Below are 19,670 nucleotides of genomic sequence, written 5' to 3' on the forward strand. Positions count from 1 at the left end.
CGCTGTTGGCGCGTAACAGCAGCGTGGTCAGCGCCTCGTCCTGCGGCCGCCGTCACCGAGCCGGGGTGAGCCGGACCGCCGCCGCGTGGCCGGCGGGGTCGCTCACGGCGATCAGAGTGGCCGCGGGCAGCGGGCCGGTCAGTGCCTCCGCGACGGTCAGCAGCCCGCCGGCGCCGGCGCGGTCGACCGGTTGCGGCCGCGGGACGAATGTCGCGGTCCGGCCGGCCGGGTCGGCCCCAGCGGCCGCCCGGCGGGCCCCGGCGGCCGGGTCGCGGTCCCAGGTCTCGGCGACCCCGGCCAGGACGGCCAGGGCACGCGCACCCCGGGCGGCCACGTGGCCGGCCGACTCGAGCACCACCACCACCACCACCTCGGCCTGCGGGAAAGAGCCGCGGACCGGCGACGGGACGTCCACCGCCGCCACGACGGCGACGTCGAGGTCACCCGCCGCCACACAGTCGGCCGCCGCCACCAGCGCACTCAGACCCGAGCACGAGCCGCTCGCGAAGGTCATCACCGCGCCCTGAGCGCCGAGCCCTTTGGACAGCTCGGAGGCGGCGCCGTTGTAGCTGGACTGCGGCGCCAGCACCGGGCTCAGCGTCGTCGGGCCGGCGCAGAATCCGTCGCGCAGGGCCTCGAGGTACATGCCGAGGCCGGCCGCCGTCGACCCGACGAAGACACCGGTCCGTTGCGGATCCGCCGGAGGCACCTCCAGGCCGGCCGAGTCGGCGGCGTGGTGCAACAGGCGCGCTTCGGGGCTGAGCCGGCGCAGTTGACGCCGTCCGAGCGGCGCCGGAGCCGGGTACGCCTCGGCCGGAATCCGGACCGGCCACGTCGTCCGCGAGCCGGGGTAGGTGTCGGCCGCCGAGATCTCCGGTCCGGTCGGGACGGCGCCGGTGAGCGCGTGGACCCTGGTCAGCAGCAGCTCAGTCACGGCCGTACCCCGATCCGATCCGCGCGAAGACACTGCAGGAAATGTTGCCGCCGAAGCCGAACGCGTTGTTCAGCGCGACGTCGACCCGGCCCTGCCGAGGCTCGCCCAGCACCAGCTCGAGCCGGCAGTCCGGGTCGATCCGGACGAGGTTGGCGGTCGCCGGGATCACCGAGTCGCGGATGGCGAGCAGGCAGCCGATCGCCTCGATCAGGCTGGCCGCCCCGTGCATGTGCCCGAGCGCACCCTTGAGCGAGGTCACCGGCAGGGCGTCGGTGACCGGGCCGAAGACCTCGCGGATCGCCTGTGCCTCGATGGTGTCGTTGGCCCGGGTGCCGGTGCCGTGGGCGCTGATGTGACCGATGTCGGCCGGGTCCAGCCGGGCCGAGGTCAGGGCGGCCCGCATCGCGGCCTTCGCGCCGCGGCCCTGCGGGTGCGGCGAGGTGATGTGGTACGCGTCGCTGGTGTCCGCGCAGGCCAGGACCTCGCCGTAGAGGTGCGCCCCGCGCGCCCGGGCGGACGCCTCGGACTCCACCACCAAGGCCGCGCCGCCCTCGGCCACCAGCATGCCGGTGCGCTCGGCGTCGAACGGCCGCACCACGTCCCGGCTCATCGCCCGCAGGCTGCCGAACAACATGAACATGCTCGGCGCCAACTCGTCCACGCCGCACACCACGGCCGCGTCCAGCCGGCCCGCCCGGATCGCCCGGACCGCCACGCTGAGCGCCGTGTTGCCGGCGGCGCAGGCGGTGCCGACCACCACGCTGGGCCCGGCGGCGCCGAGCTCCCGCGAGATTTCCGCCGCCAGCTCACCCGGGCCCGGCACCGGCCCGGCGTCCGGCTGAGCGGCCCCGCCCTGATGGAAGGCCAGCGCCGGCGCCTCCAGCACGCTGCGGTTGCCGAGCACCGCGCCGACGTAGACGCCGGTCCGGTCGCGGCCCGGCGGCAGGCCCGCGTCGGCCACCGCCTGACCGGCGGCCTGCAGTCCGAAGCCGAGGCACAACGGACGACCCCGTACGCCGGCCGGCACGACCTCCCCGCCCACCGCGTCCGGCAGGCCGGGCACCGTGACCCGCCGCAGCGGGCCGGTGCCCACCTTGCCGGCCAGCAGGCCCTGCCACAGCGGTTCGACGCCCACGCCCAGCGACGACACCGCCCCGAGTCCGGTCACCACCACGCGCATCGGTTGCTCCCCCGCCGTCGGTCATCCGGTCATGGCGCGCTCGAGGAAGCCGAGCACGGCCGTGCTGTACTCCGGGCCGCCGGCCCGCAATCCCTGCAGGTGCACCGCGCCCGGCACCACCTCGACCCGCGCGCCCGGGTAACGGGCAGCCATCTCCTCGACCGCGGCCACCGGCGTGATCGTGTCCCGATCGCCGACCAGCATCAGCATCGGCGGCGACCCGGCCCGTTCGACCGACGGCGGCCAGTCGGCCGGCGAGTCCAGGACCGCCGCCCCGAGCCGGCCGTAACTGCGGGCCAGCAGGGAGTAGGCCGGTCGGGCCCGCAGCGGACCCGGCACCGGCACGATGCCAGAGAGCAGGAAGTTCTCCACGACCGCGGCCACGTCGAGCGTCGGCCCGCTGTCGCACACGATGGCCGCGATCGGCTCGGTCATCCGGGACACGGCGTAGAGCATCGGGAACGTGGAGAACGAGAAGCCGAAGAGGGCCAGCTGCGCGCCGTGATACCTCTCGTCGCCACGCACCCGGTCCACGACCGCCAGGACGTCGTCGGTGAACCGCCGGCTGAACGACGTCACCGACCGGTCGTCCCCGCTGCGGCCGTGGTTGCGGAAGTCGAGAAGCACCACGGTGTAGCCGGCTTCGCGCAGCATCGCGGCGTGGCGCAGGCTCCAGGTCTTGTCCAGGCCGATCCCGTGTCCGACGACCACCACCCGGGCCGGATCGGCGGGCAGCACGAGCAGGTCGAGTTCGACCCGGCCGCCGTGCACCCGGACCGGCCAGTGTTCCTGGTGCCACCGCGCCAGCACGTCGCCGGCCTTGGGCTTGCGGCGCGGCGGGTGCACCATCAGGTACGCGAGGGTCAGGGCGTAGAGCGGGGCCAGGGGTGCCAGCAGCACACCGGACAGCCGGTTCCCGGAATTCGTCATCAGCCCATCCTGCCGGCCCCGGCGGTCAACCACAGCCACCGGCGTGTCCCTGGTCCGCGCCCATGCTCGCCCGGTGCGGCTCGGCCGGCGGTTCGGCCACATCGGACGGCACGGCGGCGGTTGCGGCGACGAATGCGGGCAGCCGGTCGATGCCCCAGAACTTCTCCCGGCCGGCCACGAAGAACGGCACGCCGAACACCCCGTCGCGGTGCACGGCCAGCAGTGCCCGCACGCCGGCCGCCCGCCGCTCCGGATCCTCGGCGGCCCCGGTCAGCATCTTCGGATCCAGCGACAGGTCGGCGGCGAGCGACGCCATGGTCGCCGGGTCACAGATGTCGCGGCCCTGCTGCCAGCGGGCCCGGTAGACGGCGTCGATGAATTCGCGGCCCCGGCCGGCGTCGGCGGCGACCAGGTAGGCCAGGTGCGGCACCTCCCACCGCGGTTGCCGGTCGATCGGCCAGGCCACCTCGAGGCCACGGTCGGCCGCCAGCCGCCGGACGTCCTGCAGGATGTAGAAATGCTTGGCCCGCGACATCGCCACGTACGGGAAGTCGCCCCGGGCCGACCGCAGCGCGGTCAGGCTCTGATCGTCGGGCTCGAAGAACATCCGCCACTCGACCCGGGCGGCCGTCTCGGGATAGCGGTGCAGCAGGTCGTGGTGCGCGAGCCACGAGTACGGGCTGCGCAGCGAGAAGTACCAGTGCATGCCTACCTCACATCGCTATTCCGCCGTCGACCCGGACGACCTGGCCGGTGATGTACGTGGCGCGCTCCGACGCCAGGAAGGACACCAGATCGGCGACCTCCTCGGCGGTGCCGAACCGGCCGAGCGGGATCTGTCCCGCCGCCTTGTCCCGGACCTTGGGTGTGAGGTCCCTGGTCATGTCGGTTTCGATGAAACCGGGCGCCACCACATTGGCCCGGATGCCGTACGGCCCGCATTCCTTGGCCAGCGCCAGGGTCAGGCCGATGATCCCGGCCTTGGAGGCCGAGTAGTTGGTCTGGCTGGCGTTTCCGAACACGCCGGCGACCGACGACATGGTGATGATCGACCCGGTACGGCGCTTCATCATCGAGAAGATCGCGGCCCGGCAGGCGTGGTAGACGCCGTCCAGATTGGTGCGCAACACCGTGGTCCAGTCGTCCTCGGCCATCATCACCAGGGCCCGGTCGCGCACCACACCCGCGCACGGCACGAGCGTCGCCAGCGGGCCGAGCTTGTCCTCGACTGTGGTGACGAAGGCGCGCATCTGCTCGCCGTCGCTGACGTCGACCCGTTCGGAGACGATCTGGCCGCCGAAGCCGGCCGCGAGCTCGGCCACCTCGGCCGCCGCCTCCGCACTGGCGTGGTAGCACAGGCCCAGGTCGTACCCGTCCTCGGCGAGGCGCAGCGCGACCGCCCGGCCGATGCCGCGCGAGGCCCCGGTGACCAGCGCGACCGGCCGCGCGCTCATCGTGGCTCCCCGGCGCCGGCCAGGGACGGGCGCAGCACGTCGATCGGGCGCATCGCCATGACGAACTGCGCCACCGTCAGCACTGGTTCGCCGGCCACCACGCTCTCGCCGGTGAGGATGGCCGCGTCCGCGGTGGCTCGCAGCATCCGGACCCGGTGCTCCACGACATCGCCGGGCCGGGTGTCGCCGCCGAACTCGACGCCGTTGATCGCGCCGCCGAGCATCACCGCACCTGTGCGGACGTCCGGGTTGGGCCGATCCCAGGCGACCAGCAGCGCCGCCGCCTGGCACCAGGACTCGACGAGCAGGACCACCGGGTAGGCCTCGGGTCCCGGCGCGACGGCGTCCAGGTCGGCCGCGTACCAGCTCTCGGCGTACGTGACCGCCTTGAGTGCGGTCAACCGCTCACCCGGCACGATCTCGGTCAGCCGGTCGAGCAGCAGAATCGGATAGCGGTGCGGCAGCGCCGCGGCGATCTCGGGGGGTCCGAGGTTCATCGGCGGTCTCCTTCCCGGTCGGTCTGATAGCGCAGGCGGATCTCGGCCGCCGTGCCCCGGTCCGTTTCGGCCACGCAGCGGAACGCCCCGGCCGGATCGGTCTGTTCGATCCGGAACCGGACCTCGTCGCCGGGCAGCACCGGGCTGTGGAACCGGCTGCGTTCCACCCCGGCCAGCCGCCGGGGACCGGCGACCGCGGTGATCGCCCGGTGGGCGCACTCGATGAGGAAGACCGCGGGGAACACCGGGAACCCCGGGTAGTGCCCGCGGAGTAGGGGAAGGTCGGCCTCGGCGACGGTACGGGCGATGATCACCCCGTCGGCGCCGGAGTGCGCGTGCACCGGGATGCTCAGTGCCGACCGGATGCCGGCGCTCACGCCCGGGCCGCCAGCTTGCCGGACAGCAGCTCGGCGACCGCGTCGAGCGAGGTGACCGACTTCAGCTCGGATTCCTGCATCTTGACTCCGTACTGCTTCTCGACCCGGACCACGATCTCCAGCGCCATCAGCGAGTCGACCTCGAGCTCGGTGACGAAATCGGTGTCGTCGCCGACCTCCTCGACTCCCACGTCGACAGCGTCGGCGATAAGCTGGCGCAGCTCGTCCTTGTCGACCAGCGGCTCGGTGTTGTCACTCATGGCGACCTCATCTCTCTCCGTCACCGGAGCTCATGGATTCGACCAGTCCGAGGCGGTACGCCCCGGACCGGAACTCGGGGTGCCGCAGCAGTCGGCGGTGAAACGCGACCAGAACGACCGGGTGGCCACCGACCCGGGCCGGGCCGTGGATCGCCGCCTCGGTCGTGCCGGACCGCTGCCGGGCCTGCTCCACCCGCTCGGGGTAGGCGATCCGGTCGGTGAGGCCGAGAACGTCGGCCGGCAGCGCGTCGATGCCGACCAGCACCCGGTCGCGCTGCGAGAGCTCAGTCATCGTCTGCCTCGTCGCCGGCCCGGACCCGAACCAGGGCACAGCCGAGCGAGCCGTCCCGGTCGACCGAGGTCACCAGGGCCGTCCCGGCGGACGCCGGCGCGGGCGCGCCGGGCACCGGCAGCAGCGCGGCGATCTGGAACGCCGCCGACGCGGCCGAGGTCTCGCCGAGCCGATCGGCCACCTCCAGCCATCGGGCCCGGGTGCCGGGCAACGCGCTGCGCAGGGCCGCGGACTCCAGCCGGCCGAGCTCGCCGGCCGGCTGCGACGGCACGACCGTATCGATGTCGTGCGGGCGCAGCCCGGCTTGGTCCAGGCAGCGGGTGATGACGCGGGCCAGGACGGTGTCCGGGCTCGCGTGCCGCCCGTGCACCCCAAACTCCAGCCCGAGCACCTCGGCCAGCGGTCGGCGCCCGGCGGCCCGGGCGTGCCCCTCCGGCTCGACCAGGAAGATCACACAGCCTTCGCCGAGCACCCGCTCCCGCGGATCGGTCGGGCGTTCGGTGTGGTAGTCGAGCCAGCACCGCTGGTCCGAGAACTCCTCGGCGGCGCCGCACAACAGACTTGCCGCGTACCGGCCGTGCTGCATGCGGATGGCGTAGCGCAGGGCGAGCAGGGCGGCGGTGCGCCCACCGGCGATGGTGGTGTTCGGGCCGCGCAGGCCGTACCGGATGCCGCACTGCCCGGCGGCGCAGTTCATCACCGTGTTGGGGAAGCGTGCCGGATCGACGTCGTACGGCCGGCTGCGCACCAGCGAATCCCGGGTGAAGTCCATGATGCTCTGCAGGCTGCCGTTGCTGGTGCCGAGCACCAGACCGAGCGGGTCCTCGCCGGCGGCCAGGTCGGCGCAGCCGTCCGCGAGCAGGTTGCCTACGGTCGCCACGGCCAGGGCGGTGACACGGTCCATCGAGCGGGTGCCCTTCTTGCCCAGCGCGGCCGCCGGGGAGAAGCCGGGAATGACCGCGCCCCTGGGGTACGGCATCGCCGCGCCGTCGCCGGGCAGGGTGCTGACCGCGCTGAGCTGATCGCGGAGCCCGTCGGTGAAGGCGGCGGCGCTGGCGCCGAACGCCGACACCGCGGACCAGTGTGAGATGACCGGCCGCAGGGTCATGGCTGGGGTGCTCCTCTCGGGTAGAGCGGGTCGTCAGATTGAGACGAGTTCGCCACCGTCGACTCCGATCACGTTGCCGGTCAGCCAGGAGGAGTCCGACAGCGACAGTCCGAGCACCGCCTCGCCGACGTCCTCGGGCACGGTGATGCGTCGGTGCGGGTTGCGGGTGCGCGCGAGCTCGGCCAGGGCCGGGCCGCCCGGGATGAGCTCGAGGGCGGGCGTCATGGTGATGCCGGCCCGCAGCGCGTTGATCGCGACGCCGGCCGGGGCCAGCTCGACCGCAAGCTGGCGCACGTGCGACTCCAGCGCGCACTTGGCCGCCGAGACGGCGCCGTAGGACGGCATGATCCGGGAGGTGCCCGAGCTGGTCAGGGCGTAGATCTTGGCGCCCGGCCGGAGCAGGCGGGCGCTGTGCAAGGCCTGCGTCCAATAGACCAGACTGTGCGCCATGACATCGACAGTCATCGCCATCTGGCGCGGCGCCACCGTCTCGGCCCCGGGTTCGCCGAGGTACGGCAACAGGGTGCCGAACGCCAGCGAGTGCAGGGTGATCCGCAGACCGGCCGGGCCGGTGAGCCGGGCGGCCGTCTCGGTCACCTCCTCGCGGGTGCTGGACGAGGCGGCGTTGCGGTTGAAGAAGTGCGCCTCGACGCCCTGCTCGCGCAGCTCGCCGGCCAGTTCCTCGGCCATCTTCTCCCCTTCGTCGCGGTCGAAGTAGACGCCCAGGACGTTCACCCCCTCGGCCGCCAGCGCCCGGGCCGTGGCCCGGCCCATGCCGCTGGAGACGCCGAGGATCAGCGCCCAGGACCCGCGCAGCGGGACAAGCATCGTGATCTCACCTGCTTCCTTCATGCCTTCGTGCCGGGGTCCGGACGGCCACCCGCGAGCGCGCGAAGGCGACGTTGCCCTCGGCGGCGGCGGCGACGACGACCAGGTCCGCGCCCGGCCGGCGAAACGACTCGGTCAGGTGGTGCAACGGTGTGAGACAACCCGGGCCGGGCGGGTAGAGCGTCACCCGGTGCCGACGCCGGACCAGCCAGGTCAGCACCGCCGCACCGGTCGCGGTGTCGTCGGCGAACACGCTCACCGCCAGCTCCGGCTGGCCGAGCCGGGACCACACCCGGTCGAGGACCGGCTCGACCGGCTGGTCCGGCGAGAGGTGACCGGTGGCGACCTCGAAGCTTCCGTACGGGTTGAGGTCCGGCCCGCCTGGATGGGGCCGGGCGCAGATCAGCGCCACCGCGCCCACGTCGCCGTCGCGGTGACCGGGTTCGCCGGGCGGCGGGCTGTCCTCCATCGCACCCAGCACGGCCAGGTCGGCTCGACCGGCCGCGATCGAGCGCAGGCACACCGCGGCGGCCTCCAGCCCGGCGGTCCGCGGCGAGGTGATCGTCAGGTTTCCGCCGCGCAGGGCGTACTCGATGGACAGCCGGCCGGCGAACAGGCTGAGCGAGAAGAACGGGGCGAGCATCGGGCTGATGTCATCCGAGCTGCCGCCGATGATCGCCTCGTCCATCTCGGCGAGCAGGCGGCTGCCGGCGTTGTTCGTGCCCACGAAGGCCCCGCGTCGCTCCGGCGGAACCGATCCGATCAGCTCGCCCGAGTCATCGACCGCCCGCTGCGCGGCGGCCAGCAGGTACTGGCAGGCGGCGGGCAGCCGGCGGTAGCCGCGGCCGCTGAACGAGCGGGTGATGTCGAAGTCGGCCGGCTCCCCGCCACCCTCGGTCCGCAGCGCGACCGAGCCGATGCCCCACACCTGGACCGTCCTCACGTCCCGAGCCCCTTTATCAGCAGGGAGACGTTGTTGCCGCCGAAGGCGAGCGCGTTGAGCAGGATCGCCGCCGGGCCGATCGGCACCGGCTCGTCCTGCGGGATCCACACGTCGCACTCCGGATCCTGCTCACCCAGGCGCGGGCTCGGCGGGATCAGGCCGTGCCGCAGCACCAGGGCGGCGGCCACGCAGGCGAACGCCATCGCCGCGCCGGCCGTGTGCCCGAGCGACGACTTGAGGCTGAGCAGCGGTGGGCGGTACGTGCCGAAGAACTCGCACAGGGCGCGGCTCTCCATGACGTCGTTGTGCCGGGTGCCGGTGCCGTGCGGGATCACGCAGCCAATCTGGCCGGCGCCGAGCCCGCTCTCACCGAGGGTCTCGCCCATCGCCCGCAGCAGCTGCCGGGCGGTCGGCTCGGGCGCCGTGGCGTGGTAGCCGTCGCAGCTCCAGGCGCCACCGGCGACTTCGGCATACGGCGTCCGGCCGTGCCGGCGCGCGGTCGCGGCGTCCTGCAGGACCAGCATCGCCGCTCCCTCGCCGAAGATCGTGCCGCGGCGGTGCCGGTCGAACGGCCGGCACCGGTCGGGGTCGACCGCGCCCAGCCGGTTGAAGGCGCCCAGGGCCACCCGCGACCGGCCCTCGGCCCCGCCGACCAGCACCGTGTCGTGCTCGCCGCTGCGGATCATGTCCAGCGCCACCACCATGGCGTAGCCGCTGGCCGCGCATGCGTTGCTGATGCTGGTGCTCGCTCCGGCCAGGCCGAGCGTCGTGCTGACCGCCGCCGCGGTCACCGCGGCCGAGTGCCAGCGCGACCTGGGATCGGAGGCACCGTCGGCCCGCCGGCTCTCGTCCACATCGGAATTGCCCATCTCGGAGCCGAAGACCAGGGCGGCCGCCCGGGTCTCGGGTTCGGTGAGCCCGGCGTCGGCGACCGCGGCCCGGCCGGCGGCGACGGCGAACCGGGCCGCCCGGCCGAGCGGCACGTCGGCCACCGCCTGCGGCCCGGCCGGCACGCCCCGGTTGTCGACCTGGTAGACCAGCGGGTACGGCATGTGGGCCAGCGGGTCACCGATCGCGGACGGTGCCGAGCGCGCCGCCAGCAGACCCCGCCAGAACGCCGGAACGTCCGCGCCGAGGCAGGAGACGGCGCCGATCCCGGTGACCACGACACTACGCAAGGTCGTCACCGCTCAGCACCCGCCGGCCGGACGGCCGGCTGACCGCGTGGTAGAGCCGGTCGTCGAAGTCGACCAGGGTCCAGTCGCTACGGTCCAGGATGACCGCGTACCCGTGGGTGATCTGGCCGGTGGCGGTGCGCACCAGCCGGCCGTCGCGCTCGACGAACCAGTCCAGCCGGGCGGTGTAGGTGGCCCGCTTGAACACCTGCTCGACGGTGAACAGGGTGTAGATCGTCTCCTCCATCAGTGCCTCGTCGAGGATGGTCACGTTGGAGTGCGGGACCACCGGGATCCAGTTCTGCTCGTCCAGCAGGGTCTTGATCGAGGCGCCGCGCTCGGCCAGGAAGACGTCCACCGCCTCCTCCATCAGGCGCAGGTAACCCGACATCTGCAGCCGCTCGGTGAAATGGCAGTAGAAGTAGGGGATCCGGCTGCGCCAGACCACCGCGTTGCCCTCGGCCGCCAGTTCGGCCACCGTCAGCGGCAGCGCCCGCCGGGCGTCGACCGGGCCGGCGTCGCGGGTGATGTGGTCGGTGACCAGATCCGAAACCGCGGACGGCGGCGGACTGGCCGGCCCGCTCCCGGCGGCGACCCGCAGCTGGACCCGGACCGTCGAGGTGACCGCCCGCACCGGGCCGGACTCGCGGTCGACCTCGATCGTGACCGCCAGGACCAGCTCGCCGCCGCTGACGTCCTTGAAGGTCACCGTGGCCCGGGCCAGGTCGTCGAGGTGGAAGGCGTGCGCGATCCGGGTGTTGAGCACCACCAGGTCCAGGCCGAGGGCGTGCTGCTCGTAGAGCTTCCGCGACGGCAGGCCGCTCTGCCGGAAGTAGTCGAGCACAGCCTCCTCGACCAGGTAGTTGACGTGCTTGAAACCGATCCAGGAGCAGATGTTCGAGCCCTCGTAGCGCGGGCGTACCAGGGTCTCGGTGCTGGACAACAGGTCTGCGGTGGCGGGCAGGGTGGTGGTCATCGAAGCTCCTGATCTCGGGTCGGCAAGCAGTGGGCGAGCAGCAGGGCGGCGACCTCGTCGGGCCGCTCGGCCATCGGGAAATGTCCGCAGTCCGCCAGGACGTGTAGGACGGCGTGCGGCAGGTGGCGGCTCAGCGCCTCGGCGTCGGACGGTCGGGCCGCGAAATCGTCCGCGCCAGCGACCACGACCACCGGGCCGGGCCAGGCGCTCAGGTCCAGCGATGCGGTTTGCAGGTAGGCGTCGAAGAACCGCATCCAGCCGTACGGGCCGATCACCTCCCGCAGGCGCGCACCGAGGTCGTGCAGCAGCTCGCCGCTGACCCGGCCGCCGGAGCGGACGGTCAGCCCGGCCTCGAGGATGCGGTGGAAGTCGTTGAGGTAGTAGGTGATGTCCGACCACTCGAAGTCGGTCGGGTGCGCTCGGTAGAACGGCGAGATCAGCATCAGTGCCGGCGGCGGGCCGGCCGGCCGACGGGCCAGGTGGTGCAGCGCGAGCGTCGCCGCGTACGAGTGCGCGACGACGACCTCGCACCGGCCGCCGACGCCGTCGATCGCCGCGCCGAGGGCCGCCACCGGATCGCCGCTCAGCGCCCAGTCAGGGTCGCCGCCGCTGTTCCACGGCAAAGCCGCCTCGTAGACATCACAGGTCCCGCGCAACCGGGCGGCCAGCGGCTGCCAGATCCGGGCGCCACCGGCCAGTCCCGGCAGCAACAGCACCCGGCCGGCTCCGCCGCGCGGCGCCGGGAAACCCGGTGCCGGCCGAACCGTCACACTGCTCGGGCTGGGCACCACGCTCACCTACGCCCGGTCAGCAGCAGGGCACCGGCCGAGTCCGCGTCAGCCGCCGTGGCCAGCACCGGACCGGTGCGCCCGGAGTCGAACCAGCCAATCGCGGCGACCGCCTGCAGCACGCCGAGCGCGCCGGAACAACGGCCGAGCGCGGCCGCGAGATCGATCACGGCTGGACCCTCCCCGGCCTCGCCGGGCCGGCCCAGCACCAGGGCCGGATCGGTGCCGGGCGGGCAGACGACGCCGATCGCGCCGGCGAGATCGGCCCGGCGGGCGTACCCGGCCACCTCGCCCCGGTTCACCGTGCCGCGGGCGGCGGCCGATCCCTCGGCCTCCAGGACCAGCGCGGCCGCGCCGTCGAACCGGGAGCCGGGCGGCCCGCCCAGCAGCCGCTGGACCACCGTGTTGTCGGGTTCGCAGCCGACGACCAGGACCCGCTCGGCCCGGCCGGCCCGGATCAGTAGCCGGCCCCAGCTCACCGCGTCGAGGCCACCGGCAATGCCGTTGCACAGCGTGATGTTCGGCCCGCGCAGGTGGTGCTGGATGGCCAGCCACGACGCGGTGACATTGCTGGACGTGTTGGGTAGGTCCATCGGGCTGGTGCCGTCCACGCCCTCCTTGGCGATGGTGCCGGCGACCGTGCAGACGCTGTCGAGGTTGCCCAGGTCGGTGCTGACCACCACGGCGGTCCGGTCCCGGCCGGAAGCCGGCGGCTCGGTGTCGGCCAGCCCGGCGTCGCGCAGCGCCTCCCCGGCGGCGAGCAGCGCCAGCCGGGTGGCACGGTCCTTGTACCGCAGACCGCGCCCGGTCAGCCAGTCCGGTGGAGCGATGGCGGCGGGCCCGGCCAAGGCGAGCAGATCGGCCGGTTGCCGGACGCCGGCCACGGCCAGCCCGACACCGCTGATCAGCGTGGCCGTCCCGGCGCTCACGACGCCACCGCCTCGATCACCGAGACCGCGTTGACGCCGCCGAAACCGAAGGCGTTGACCTGGGCCACGCGAACCGGGCCGTGCCACGGCCGGTCCCGGACGAGGCGGAAGCCGGCGGCCGCCGGCGTCGGATCGGTGAGCCCGAGGACGGGCGGCACCACCCCGCGGCGCATCGACTCGGTCGCCATCAGCATGCTGAGCAGCCCCGAGCCGCCGGCGGTGTGCCCGGTGACCGATTTGATGGCGGTCATCGCCGGGTTCGCCCGGGGCGGATCGAAAACCTCCCGGACGGCGCCGGCCTCGGCCTCGTCGTTCAGCGGGGTGCCGCTGCCGTGCAGCATGACCAGGTCGATGTCGCCGGCCTCGACCGCGGCCCGGGTGTGCGCCTCGCGCATCACCCCGGCGATGTTGGCCCGGTCCGGCGCGGTGGGGTGCCGGGCGTCGCAGTTGAGCGCAACCGAACGGACCCGACCGTACCGTTTCGCCGCCGGTAGCCCCGCGCGCTGCAACACGACGGCGACCGCGCCCTCGCCCATCAACATGCCGCGGCGTGCCCGGTGGAACGGAAGCAACGCCGCCGGCGGTTCGGCGTGGACCCGGTCCAGCAGCCCGAACGCGCTCTCGGTGATGGCGTCGACGCCGGCCACCACGACCCGGTCGGTGAGGCCGAGCTCGATCAGGTCGGCGCCCATCCCCAGGGCGTACAGCGAGGCGGCACAGGCGTTGGCGACGGTGTAGGTCTCCCGGGCGCCGAAGGCGCGGCGCAGGGCCGGCCCGAAGTGCAGATCGTCCGGGCTCAGATCGGCCTCCCCGTACCACCACAGCTCGGCGGTCCGCAGCTCGCGCAGAGTGGTGCCGACCAGCACCGGCGCGGTCAACGGCTGGTCGCCCAGGCCGGCGTCGGCCAGGGCCGCCCCGATCGCGTGCACCAGCCACCGGGTGGCCCGCAGCGGCTCGTCCACACCGGGCTCCTTGCGGTCGTCCACCTCGTACGCGTGGTGGGTGTGGAACCGGTCGAGATCGAAGGCCCGCAGACCGGCCAGCGCGGTGCGCCCCGCACACAGCGCGGCGAACGAGTCGCCCAGGCCGGCGCCGATGTTGGAGCGCACCCCGGCGCCGACGATGTCCCAGCTCACGACATCAGCTCCGCGGACTGCTCGGGAGCGCGGCCGAGGATCAGCACGGCGTTGTTGCCGCCGAAAGCCAGGCCGTTGTTCTGTACGACGTTGAGCCGGGCCGGCACCGCCTCGTTGGGTACGCAGTCCAGGTCACAATCGGGATCGCTGGTGCGGTGGTTGATGGTCGGCGGGATGAAGTCGTTGGTCAGGGCCAGGGCGCAGGCCGCCGCCGACAGCGCGCTCGCCGCGCCCATCGTGTGCCCGATCATCGCCTTGATCGAAATGGCGCGGGGCGCGTCCGCACCGAACACCTGACGGATCGCGGCCGACTCGGTCACGTCGTTGGCCTTGGTACCGGTGCCGTGGGCCGAGATGAAGTCGATCTCGTGCGGCTTGACGCCCGCGTTGCGGTGGGCCAGTCGCATGCACTCGGCGATGCTGTCCCGGTCGGGGGCAACCGGGTGCGAGGCGTCGCAGTTCAGCCCGTACCCGAGCACCTCGGCGTAGATCCGGGCGCCGCGGGCGCGGGCGGAGGTGAGGCTCTCCAGGGTCAGGATGCCGGCACCCTCGCCGGTGAGGATCCCCTTGCGGTCGCGGTCGAACGGCTGGCACACCTCGGGGGCGATGGTGCCCAGCCGGTAGAAGCCGGTGAAGGTCTTGCGGCACAACGCGTCCGCTCCGCCACACAGGGCGATCTCGACGTCGCCGGCCCGCACCGCGTCGAATCCGTAGCCGAGGGCGTAGTTGCCCGCGGCGCAGGCGGTCGGGATGGTCACGGCTTCCACATCGGTCAGTTCGAGTTCCTGGGCGATGCCGGTGGACAGCCGGGTGGCACCGATCCGGCTCGCCACCCCCGGCGCCATCGCCATCGGCCCGCCCTCGACTTCCTGGCCGACCAGCTGGTCGAGGTCGCGGGACTCGCCGTCGGTGGTGCCCACGGAGACCAGGGTCCGCCGGCCCCGGATGTCGTCCAGACTCAGGTGCGCGTCACGGACCGCCATACCAGCGGCGGCCACCGAGAACTGGGTGGCCCGGCCGAGCTCGTCGACCGGGGTCCGCTCGATCCATTGCCCCGGATCAAAGTCGGCGATCTCGCAACCATTGGCGTACGCGTAGCCCTCGGTGTCGAAGGCGGAGATGGGACGTACCCGGCTGTGGCCGCCGAGCAGACCCTCGAGAAAGGCCTGCACGCCGACGCCGATGCTGGTGACGACACCCAGACCGGTGATGACCACCCGATGACGCGGATCAGTGACGTCGCCCATGCCCGGTCCTGTCAGGCTTTCCAGCCGGCGCTGGACTGCAGCGTCGCGTAGACGCCGGCCAGGTTCACCATCCGCGCCAGCTCGGCCTGGTCGATCGTCACGTCGAAGGCCCGCTCCAGCGCGGCCAGCAGCTCGATGGCCCGCAGCGAGTCGGCGCCGTGGTCCTCCTTGAAGAGGCTGGTTTCGGTCATCTCGTCGAGTTCGACCTCGAGGACCTCGGAGACGATCTCCCGGATCATCTGTGTGCGTTCCTCGTCGATTCCGATCGCGCCGTCGACGGTCATGAGGCAACTCCTCGCATTCGGCGGGATCCGATATCCCGTGAATTCGTCCGGCAGCACCGGAGGACGGGGAGCACGCTAATTGGGCCGGGAGGGCGGCGTCTTCCACACACAATGAAAACGGGGTACGCGTTCTGTCCAAATCTGCGATGGCCGGCTCAACGCAGGCGCACCCAAACCTTGATCGTCATTCAGAAGGCTCCGGCGGTCCACTGTGGCTGACCTCATGGTGTCACTACGAGTAACGGCGCCCGCCTCGCTGTGGATCACCAAGGTCGCGGACCAAGGAGATCATCGAAGGCCAGCCGCCGCGCTGTCAGACCATGACGGACTTCGCATTGATCAAGTCGCTGAACTGGTGACCACGATGTTCGCTCTGCTGGGTTCACCGGCCACCGTCTCACGGGTCATCAGGCGGCTGCGACCGGTGCTCGGCCGGGCCACCGCCGAGCTGGCACGCGCAGGCGAAACGCCCGGCGGTCCTGGGCCGACGGATTCCTTCCCCTACCGGAGAACGCACCGGCGTGACCGGGATGTGCTCCGGCGAGCGGCCGACGAGCGAGTTCAACGTTCGAGCGGAAGCCGACCTGGGCGGCCGTCTGGTCGACACCGGGCTCCCGTGCCCTGGCGCCCGTCAGGACAGCAAGGCCCTGACCGGGTCAGGCACCGCCGAGCGGTGGGCCACACACCTGCGACCGAATGGACCTGGCAGCTCGCCGCCTCGGCTAGCTGGGTACCGCCGCGCTCACCGGCAGGCGCAAACCCCGCGGCCGGGACCTCACCGACGTTCAACGCACCTGCAACAGCACCCGCAATCGGCTGGCACGGACGCCTGGAAGACTTCCCGGAAGTGCTACACACCGTAACGGGCCTGGAAATCCATCGGACCTGGGGCTGGAGACTTTCTGAATAACGCTCCTTGACTTGGCATGTCGACAAAAAAGGATATAACACCGTAATTTGTAATTATCGAGTGCTTTGTTAATAAGAGGTAACGCCGCCGAGATATAGCTTGACGCCGATGATCCGACAGGACATGCTGGGCACCGAGATGGGATTCCTGACGCATTCCGGTCCGATGTGATCCCGGTAGCGTCAATTCCGTCGGCGACCGGCGTGACACCGCCGGTACGGACATCAGCTACCACCGGGCCGGGTGGCGCGGCTGATTCCCGGTGCCGGGTTCAGGGAAGGCGGGCCCGCTTTCCCGGACGACGCGTCGACTCTTCATGGGGGAATGTTGAACTCCGCAGTCATCAAGGTCCAGCTGAGAGAACTCCCGTCCATAGTCCGCGCCGGCGTCGCCGCGGCCCTGCGTAACGAGCCGGACATCATCCTCGCCGACGACAGCGTGGTGACCACTGTGCACCCGCGCGCGCCCGAGGTGATCGTGATCGACCTGATGGAACGCACGCTCGACGACCGGCCGGACGGCCCGGGCGACGGCACCGCCGAGCCGCACATCGTCGCCCTGTGCTCCGGCGCCGAGCACGCGAGCGCCCTGCAGGCGATCCACCACGGAGTGCGGGCGGTGGTCCACCGGGACGGCCCGGTCGGCCACATCGCGATGGCGATCCGGGCGGTCGCCGCCGGCGAGGCGTTCCTGTCCCCGCCACTCACCCGCTACCTGCTCGAAGGGGTCCGGATCGACCGGCCCGGGCCGTGCCGAAGGCCGGTGGCCGCCAGCCTGAGCCGCCGGGAGCTCGAAGTGATCGCCCTGCTGTGCGACGGCGTCGCCAACCCGGAGATCGCGCGCAGACTCTCCATCTCGGCGACCACGGTGCGCTCACATATCCACCACATCGCCACCAAGTTCGGGCTGCGGGACCGCACTCAGGTCGTGGTGTACGCCTTCCGGCACGGGTTCGCGGCACCCGACCCGGGCGAGGGGTCTTCCGTTGCCTCGGTCCGACCCCGGCTGTTAAGGTCGGCTATGTCATAACGGTGTTATTTGGACGGCGAACGAGGTGGTCGGCATGGCGGTGAACCGGTGGTTGCCCCGTTTCCTGCGGGAGATGCCCCGACTGCCCGACGCCGCCGGCGACCACCTCGGCGAAGCCCCCGGCGACGGACCCGTCATCCGGATGGTGATCGTCGGCGACTCGGCCGTCACCGGCGTCGGAGCCGACCACCTGGACAGCGCCCTGGCCGGTCAGCTCGCCACCGCGGTGGCCGGGCTGACCGGCCGGGGCGTCTGCTGGCGGGCACTGGGGCGTACCGGGGCCCGCGCGCGCACCCTCGACACCTACTTCCTGCGGCACCTCAGCGACCCGTGCACGCAGTGGCGCCCCGACCTGGTGATCGTTTCCATCGGGGTCAACGACGTGACCCGGCTGCTCCCGCCGCGGCTCTGGGAGCGTGACTTGCTCGCCCTGATCGACCGGATCCGCCACCGGCTCGACCGCTCGGTGCCGATCCTGTTCATCCAGCTCCCACCGGTCCGGCAGTTCATCGGGCTGCCGGCGCCGCTGCGGCGGTCGCTGGGCCTGCTGGCCGAGCGGTACAACCGGCGCCTGCGGTTGCTGGCCCGGCGCGACCCCGACGTCTACCGCCTGCCGGCCGATGACCTGCTCGTGCCGCTGGCCGACTTCTTCGCCTCCGACGGCTTCCACCCGTCGCAGATCGGCTACCGGGCCTGGGCCCGGTCGATCGCCTCACAGATCGCCACCGTCGTGGACCTGCGGGCCGGCCGGTCGCCGGCAACCGCCCGGAGTGGCCGGTGACGCCGGCCCGCCGGACGACGCCGGCCCGCAGGCGGGGCGCACCGGCGGCCGCCGCCGAGGTCCGGGAGGCGCTGTTGACCGTCGGGTGCCGCCTGCTCAGCTCGGACGGCCCGGCCGCGCTCTCGGCGCGCCGGCTGGCGGCCGAGGTCGGCACCTCCACGATGGCCATCTACACCCATTTCGGGGGTGTCCCCGACCTGGTCGAGGCGATCGTGCAGATGGGGCTCGACCGGCTCGCCGAGCGGCTGGCGGCGGTCCGACCGACCGACGATCCGGTCACCGATCTGGCCCGCCTCGCCCGGGTGTACCGAGACAGCGCACTGGCCGACCCCCATCTGTACGCCGTCATGCTGGGCGGCGTCGCGCAAGCCCACTTCGGCCTGAAGCCTCGCGATCTCGAACTCGATTCGCTCACCCTCGGCGCCGCCGACGTGCACGTCCGCCGAAGCATCGAGGCGGGCCGGTTCCGGGCCGGCCCGCACTGGGATCTGACCGTCCGGGTCTGGGCGATGATGCACGGTTGGGTGATGTTGGAAATCGCCGGTTACGGGATCGGAGCCAGCGTTGACGACTATCTTCTCCACGTTCTCGTCGGGGCCGGCGACAGCCTCGCCGACGCCACCCGGTCGGTGCGGCGATCGGGTGGCGTCGGCCCGACGGCTGGGCCTAGCTGAGCAAACAGACTAGATCATCTTGTATCCACGTACGTCAATGCAGTTGTGATCGCGGAAAAAGTCTTACCGGGCTACGCCCAGGCACATTCGCCCGGCAGCATGGTCGGCAGTGACAGCCATCGGGGGGTTGATCGTGGGTACGTCGTCGGCGCCGCTCGCCATTCCTCCGATTCCGCCACCGCTGCGGCGATCTTGCCGCAGCGGACCGCTCCTGATCGCCGGCGCCGCGACCGGGGCGCGCGCGATCAGGCCACCGCTGCGGTCGGCCCGGTCGCGGAACACGGATAACTACTGTGGAGAGGTGCACGGGGGATGGGATATTTCGACAGCATCGACGATCTGCTCGGCCACGACGGCGAGCAGATCGGTACGACCGAGTGGCACCAGATCGACCAGAAACAGGTCGACGAGTTCGCCGAGGTGACCGGCGACCACCAGTGGATCCACACCGATCCGGTACGGGCCCGCGACGAGGGCCCTTACGGTGGCACGATCCTGCACGGGGCGCTGACCCTGTCGCTGTGCACCGCCTTCCTCGGCGAGATGGTGCAGGTGGCCGGGGTCAGTCACGTGGTCAACGTCGGCTTCGACCGAGTCCGGTTTCGCGAGCCGGTGCCGGTCGGATCCCGGCTGCGGGCCACCGCCAAGCTGATCGGCGTCCGCCGGATGGGCGATGGCGCCCGGGTGATCGTGCAGGTCAGGGCGGAAATCGAGGGCTCGGCGAAGCCGGCTTGTGTGGCCGACCAGGTGCTGGTGTTCTATGGCTGACCCGGCGGCGCCGGCTTCCCCGGGCTCGGCGGCACGGCCTTCTCCGGCCGATCGGGCACCGACCTGCCCAACCTGACCTGGGCGCGCCGATCGACGTGGACCTGCTGGTCGGCACCATCGCCGACCGGGGCGCCTCGACCGACGACGGCGAGCTGGCCGCGCCGCTGGTG

General features: G+C 72.3%; 24 protein-coding genes. 4 read left to right on the forward strand and 20 right to left on the reverse strand.

Annotated elements, in window-relative coordinates:
- Window positions 1–52 precede the first annotated feature (52 nt).
- Genes AB0C01_RS29910 through AB0C01_RS30000 form a run of 19 tightly spaced genes read right to left on the reverse strand, consistent with a single transcriptional unit; the run spans window position 53 to window position 15,338 of the window.
- Entirely contained in the window at window positions 53–934 is an 882-nt protein-coding gene (locus tag AB0C01_RS29910) for a beta-ketoacyl synthase N-terminal-like domain-containing protein (protein ID WP_357572724.1), read from the reverse strand.
- Entirely contained in the window at window positions 927–2,114 is a 1,188-nt protein-coding gene (locus AB0C01_RS29915; RefSeq protein WP_357241314.1) for a beta-ketoacyl-[acyl-carrier-protein] synthase family protein, read from the reverse strand. The genes AB0C01_RS29910 and AB0C01_RS29915 overlap by 8 nt, the downstream gene beginning before the upstream one ends.
- A 21-nt stretch (window positions 2,115–2,135) precedes the next feature.
- Complete coding sequence (locus AB0C01_RS29920) at window positions 2,136–3,044, reverse strand: alpha/beta fold hydrolase (protein ID WP_357241311.1); 909 nt, start codon at window positions 3,042–3,044, stop codon at window positions 2,136–2,138.
- Window positions 3,045–3,069: 25 nt separating this feature from the next.
- Window positions 3,070–3,750 carry a DsbA family protein gene (locus AB0C01_RS29925; protein ID WP_357572725.1) on the reverse strand — a complete coding sequence of 227 codons (681 nt, stop codon included), beginning with the start codon at window positions 3,748–3,750 and terminating at the stop codon, window positions 3,070–3,072.
- Window positions 3,751–3,757: 7 nt separating this feature from the next.
- Window positions 3,758–4,498: a 3-oxoacyl-[acyl-carrier-protein] reductase gene (gene fabG, locus AB0C01_RS29930; RefSeq protein ID WP_357241305.1), complete on the reverse strand. Its 741-nt coding sequence runs from the start codon at window positions 4,496–4,498 to the stop codon at window positions 3,758–3,760.
- Complete coding sequence (locus AB0C01_RS29935; protein ID WP_357241302.1) at window positions 4,495–4,995, reverse strand: beta-hydroxyacyl-ACP dehydratase; 501 nt, start codon at window positions 4,993–4,995, stop codon at window positions 4,495–4,497. Before AB0C01_RS29935 ends, fabG begins: the two co-directional genes overlap by 4 nt.
- Window positions 4,992–5,372 (reverse strand): hypothetical protein, encoded by a 381-nt coding sequence (locus AB0C01_RS29940; protein WP_357241299.1) that lies wholly within the window; start codon window positions 5,370–5,372, stop codon window positions 4,992–4,994. The genes AB0C01_RS29935 and AB0C01_RS29940 overlap by 4 nt, the downstream gene beginning before the upstream one ends.
- Window positions 5,369–5,632: an acyl carrier protein gene (locus AB0C01_RS29945; RefSeq protein ID WP_357241296.1), complete on the reverse strand. Its 264-nt coding sequence runs from the start codon at window positions 5,630–5,632 to the stop codon at window positions 5,369–5,371. The genes AB0C01_RS29940 and AB0C01_RS29945 overlap by 4 nt, the downstream gene beginning before the upstream one ends.
- Before the next feature lie 7 nt (window positions 5,633–5,639).
- Entirely contained in the window at window positions 5,640–5,924 is a 285-nt protein-coding gene (locus AB0C01_RS29950) for a hypothetical protein (RefSeq protein ID WP_357572726.1), read from the reverse strand.
- Window positions 5,917–7,032 carry a beta-ketoacyl synthase N-terminal-like domain-containing protein gene (locus AB0C01_RS29955; RefSeq protein ID WP_357241289.1) on the reverse strand — a complete coding sequence of 372 codons (1,116 nt, stop codon included), beginning with the start codon at window positions 7,030–7,032 and terminating at the stop codon, window positions 5,917–5,919. The genes AB0C01_RS29950 and AB0C01_RS29955 overlap by 8 nt, the downstream gene beginning before the upstream one ends.
- A gap of 33 nt (window positions 7,033–7,065) precedes the next feature.
- Entirely contained in the window at window positions 7,066–7,884 is an 819-nt protein-coding gene (locus AB0C01_RS29960; RefSeq protein WP_357572727.1) for an SDR family oxidoreductase, read from the reverse strand.
- Window positions 7,868–8,803 (reverse strand): beta-ketoacyl synthase N-terminal-like domain-containing protein, encoded by a 936-nt coding sequence (locus AB0C01_RS29965; protein WP_357241283.1) that lies wholly within the window; start codon window positions 8,801–8,803, stop codon window positions 7,868–7,870. The genes AB0C01_RS29960 and AB0C01_RS29965 overlap by 17 nt, the downstream gene beginning before the upstream one ends.
- Window positions 8,800–9,990 (reverse strand): beta-ketoacyl synthase N-terminal-like domain-containing protein, encoded by a 1,191-nt coding sequence (locus AB0C01_RS29970; protein ID WP_357241280.1) that lies wholly within the window; start codon window positions 9,988–9,990, stop codon window positions 8,800–8,802. Before AB0C01_RS29970 ends, AB0C01_RS29965 begins: the two co-directional genes overlap by 4 nt.
- Complete coding sequence (locus AB0C01_RS29975) at window positions 9,974–10,954, reverse strand: thioesterase (RefSeq protein WP_357241277.1); 981 nt, start codon at window positions 10,952–10,954, stop codon at window positions 9,974–9,976. The genes AB0C01_RS29970 and AB0C01_RS29975 overlap by 17 nt, the downstream gene beginning before the upstream one ends.
- Entirely contained in the window at window positions 10,951–11,742 is a 792-nt protein-coding gene (locus tag AB0C01_RS29980) for an alpha/beta hydrolase (protein WP_357572728.1), read from the reverse strand. The genes AB0C01_RS29975 and AB0C01_RS29980 overlap by 4 nt, the downstream gene beginning before the upstream one ends.
- A gap of 5 nt (window positions 11,743–11,747) precedes the next feature.
- Window positions 11,748–12,671 carry a beta-ketoacyl synthase N-terminal-like domain-containing protein gene (locus tag AB0C01_RS29985; RefSeq protein ID WP_357572729.1) on the reverse strand — a complete coding sequence of 308 codons (924 nt, stop codon included), beginning with the start codon at window positions 12,669–12,671 and terminating at the stop codon, window positions 11,748–11,750.
- The gene (locus AB0C01_RS29990) at window positions 12,668–13,807 is read right to left on the reverse strand and encodes a beta-ketoacyl synthase N-terminal-like domain-containing protein (protein WP_357572730.1); all 1,140 of its coding nucleotides are present in this window, start codon (window positions 13,805–13,807) and stop codon (window positions 12,668–12,670) included. The genes AB0C01_RS29985 and AB0C01_RS29990 overlap by 4 nt, the downstream gene beginning before the upstream one ends.
- Window positions 13,804–15,054 (reverse strand): beta-ketoacyl-[acyl-carrier-protein] synthase family protein, encoded by a 1,251-nt coding sequence (locus tag AB0C01_RS29995; protein ID WP_357241265.1) that lies wholly within the window; start codon window positions 15,052–15,054, stop codon window positions 13,804–13,806. The genes AB0C01_RS29990 and AB0C01_RS29995 overlap by 4 nt, the downstream gene beginning before the upstream one ends.
- A gap of 11 nt (window positions 15,055–15,065) precedes the next feature.
- Entirely contained in the window at window positions 15,066–15,338 is a 273-nt protein-coding gene (locus tag AB0C01_RS30000) for an acyl carrier protein (RefSeq protein WP_357241262.1), read from the reverse strand.
- 1,234 nt (window positions 15,339–16,572) lie between these two features.
- Here AB0C01_RS30000 and AB0C01_RS30005 point away from each other — a divergent pair.
- The 4 genes from AB0C01_RS30005 to AB0C01_RS30020 all read left to right on the forward strand — a co-directional run bounded on the left by AB0C01_RS30005 (window position 16,573) and on the right by AB0C01_RS30020 (window position 19,500).
- The gene (locus AB0C01_RS30005) at window positions 16,573–17,277 is read left to right on the forward strand and encodes a response regulator transcription factor (protein WP_357241259.1); all 705 of its coding nucleotides are present in this window, start codon (window positions 16,573–16,575) and stop codon (window positions 17,275–17,277) included.
- Window positions 17,278–17,311: 34 nt separating this feature from the next.
- Complete coding sequence (locus AB0C01_RS30010) at window positions 17,312–18,058, forward strand: SGNH/GDSL hydrolase family protein (RefSeq protein WP_357241256.1); 747 nt, start codon at window positions 17,312–17,314, stop codon at window positions 18,056–18,058.
- Entirely contained in the window at window positions 18,055–18,732 is a 678-nt protein-coding gene (locus tag AB0C01_RS30015; RefSeq protein ID WP_357572732.1) for a TetR-like C-terminal domain-containing protein, read from the forward strand. The genes AB0C01_RS30010 and AB0C01_RS30015 overlap by 4 nt, the downstream gene beginning before the upstream one ends.
- A 312-nt stretch (window positions 18,733–19,044) precedes the next feature.
- Window positions 19,045–19,500 (forward strand): MaoC family dehydratase, encoded by a 456-nt coding sequence (locus tag AB0C01_RS30020; protein ID WP_357241247.1) that lies wholly within the window; start codon window positions 19,045–19,047, stop codon window positions 19,498–19,500.
- Here the strand turns inward: AB0C01_RS30020 and AB0C01_RS30025 are convergent.
- Window positions 19,491–19,670: hypothetical protein (locus AB0C01_RS30025; RefSeq protein WP_357572734.1), on the reverse strand; the 180-nt coding region annotated here is incomplete at its 5' end. The genes AB0C01_RS30020 and AB0C01_RS30025 overlap by 10 nt on opposite strands.

Origin of the sequence: Micromonospora sp. NPDC048905, from assembly GCF_040649655.1 — a bacterium.
Classification (GTDB): domain Bacteria; phylum Actinomycetota; class Actinomycetes; order Mycobacteriales; family Micromonosporaceae; genus Micromonospora.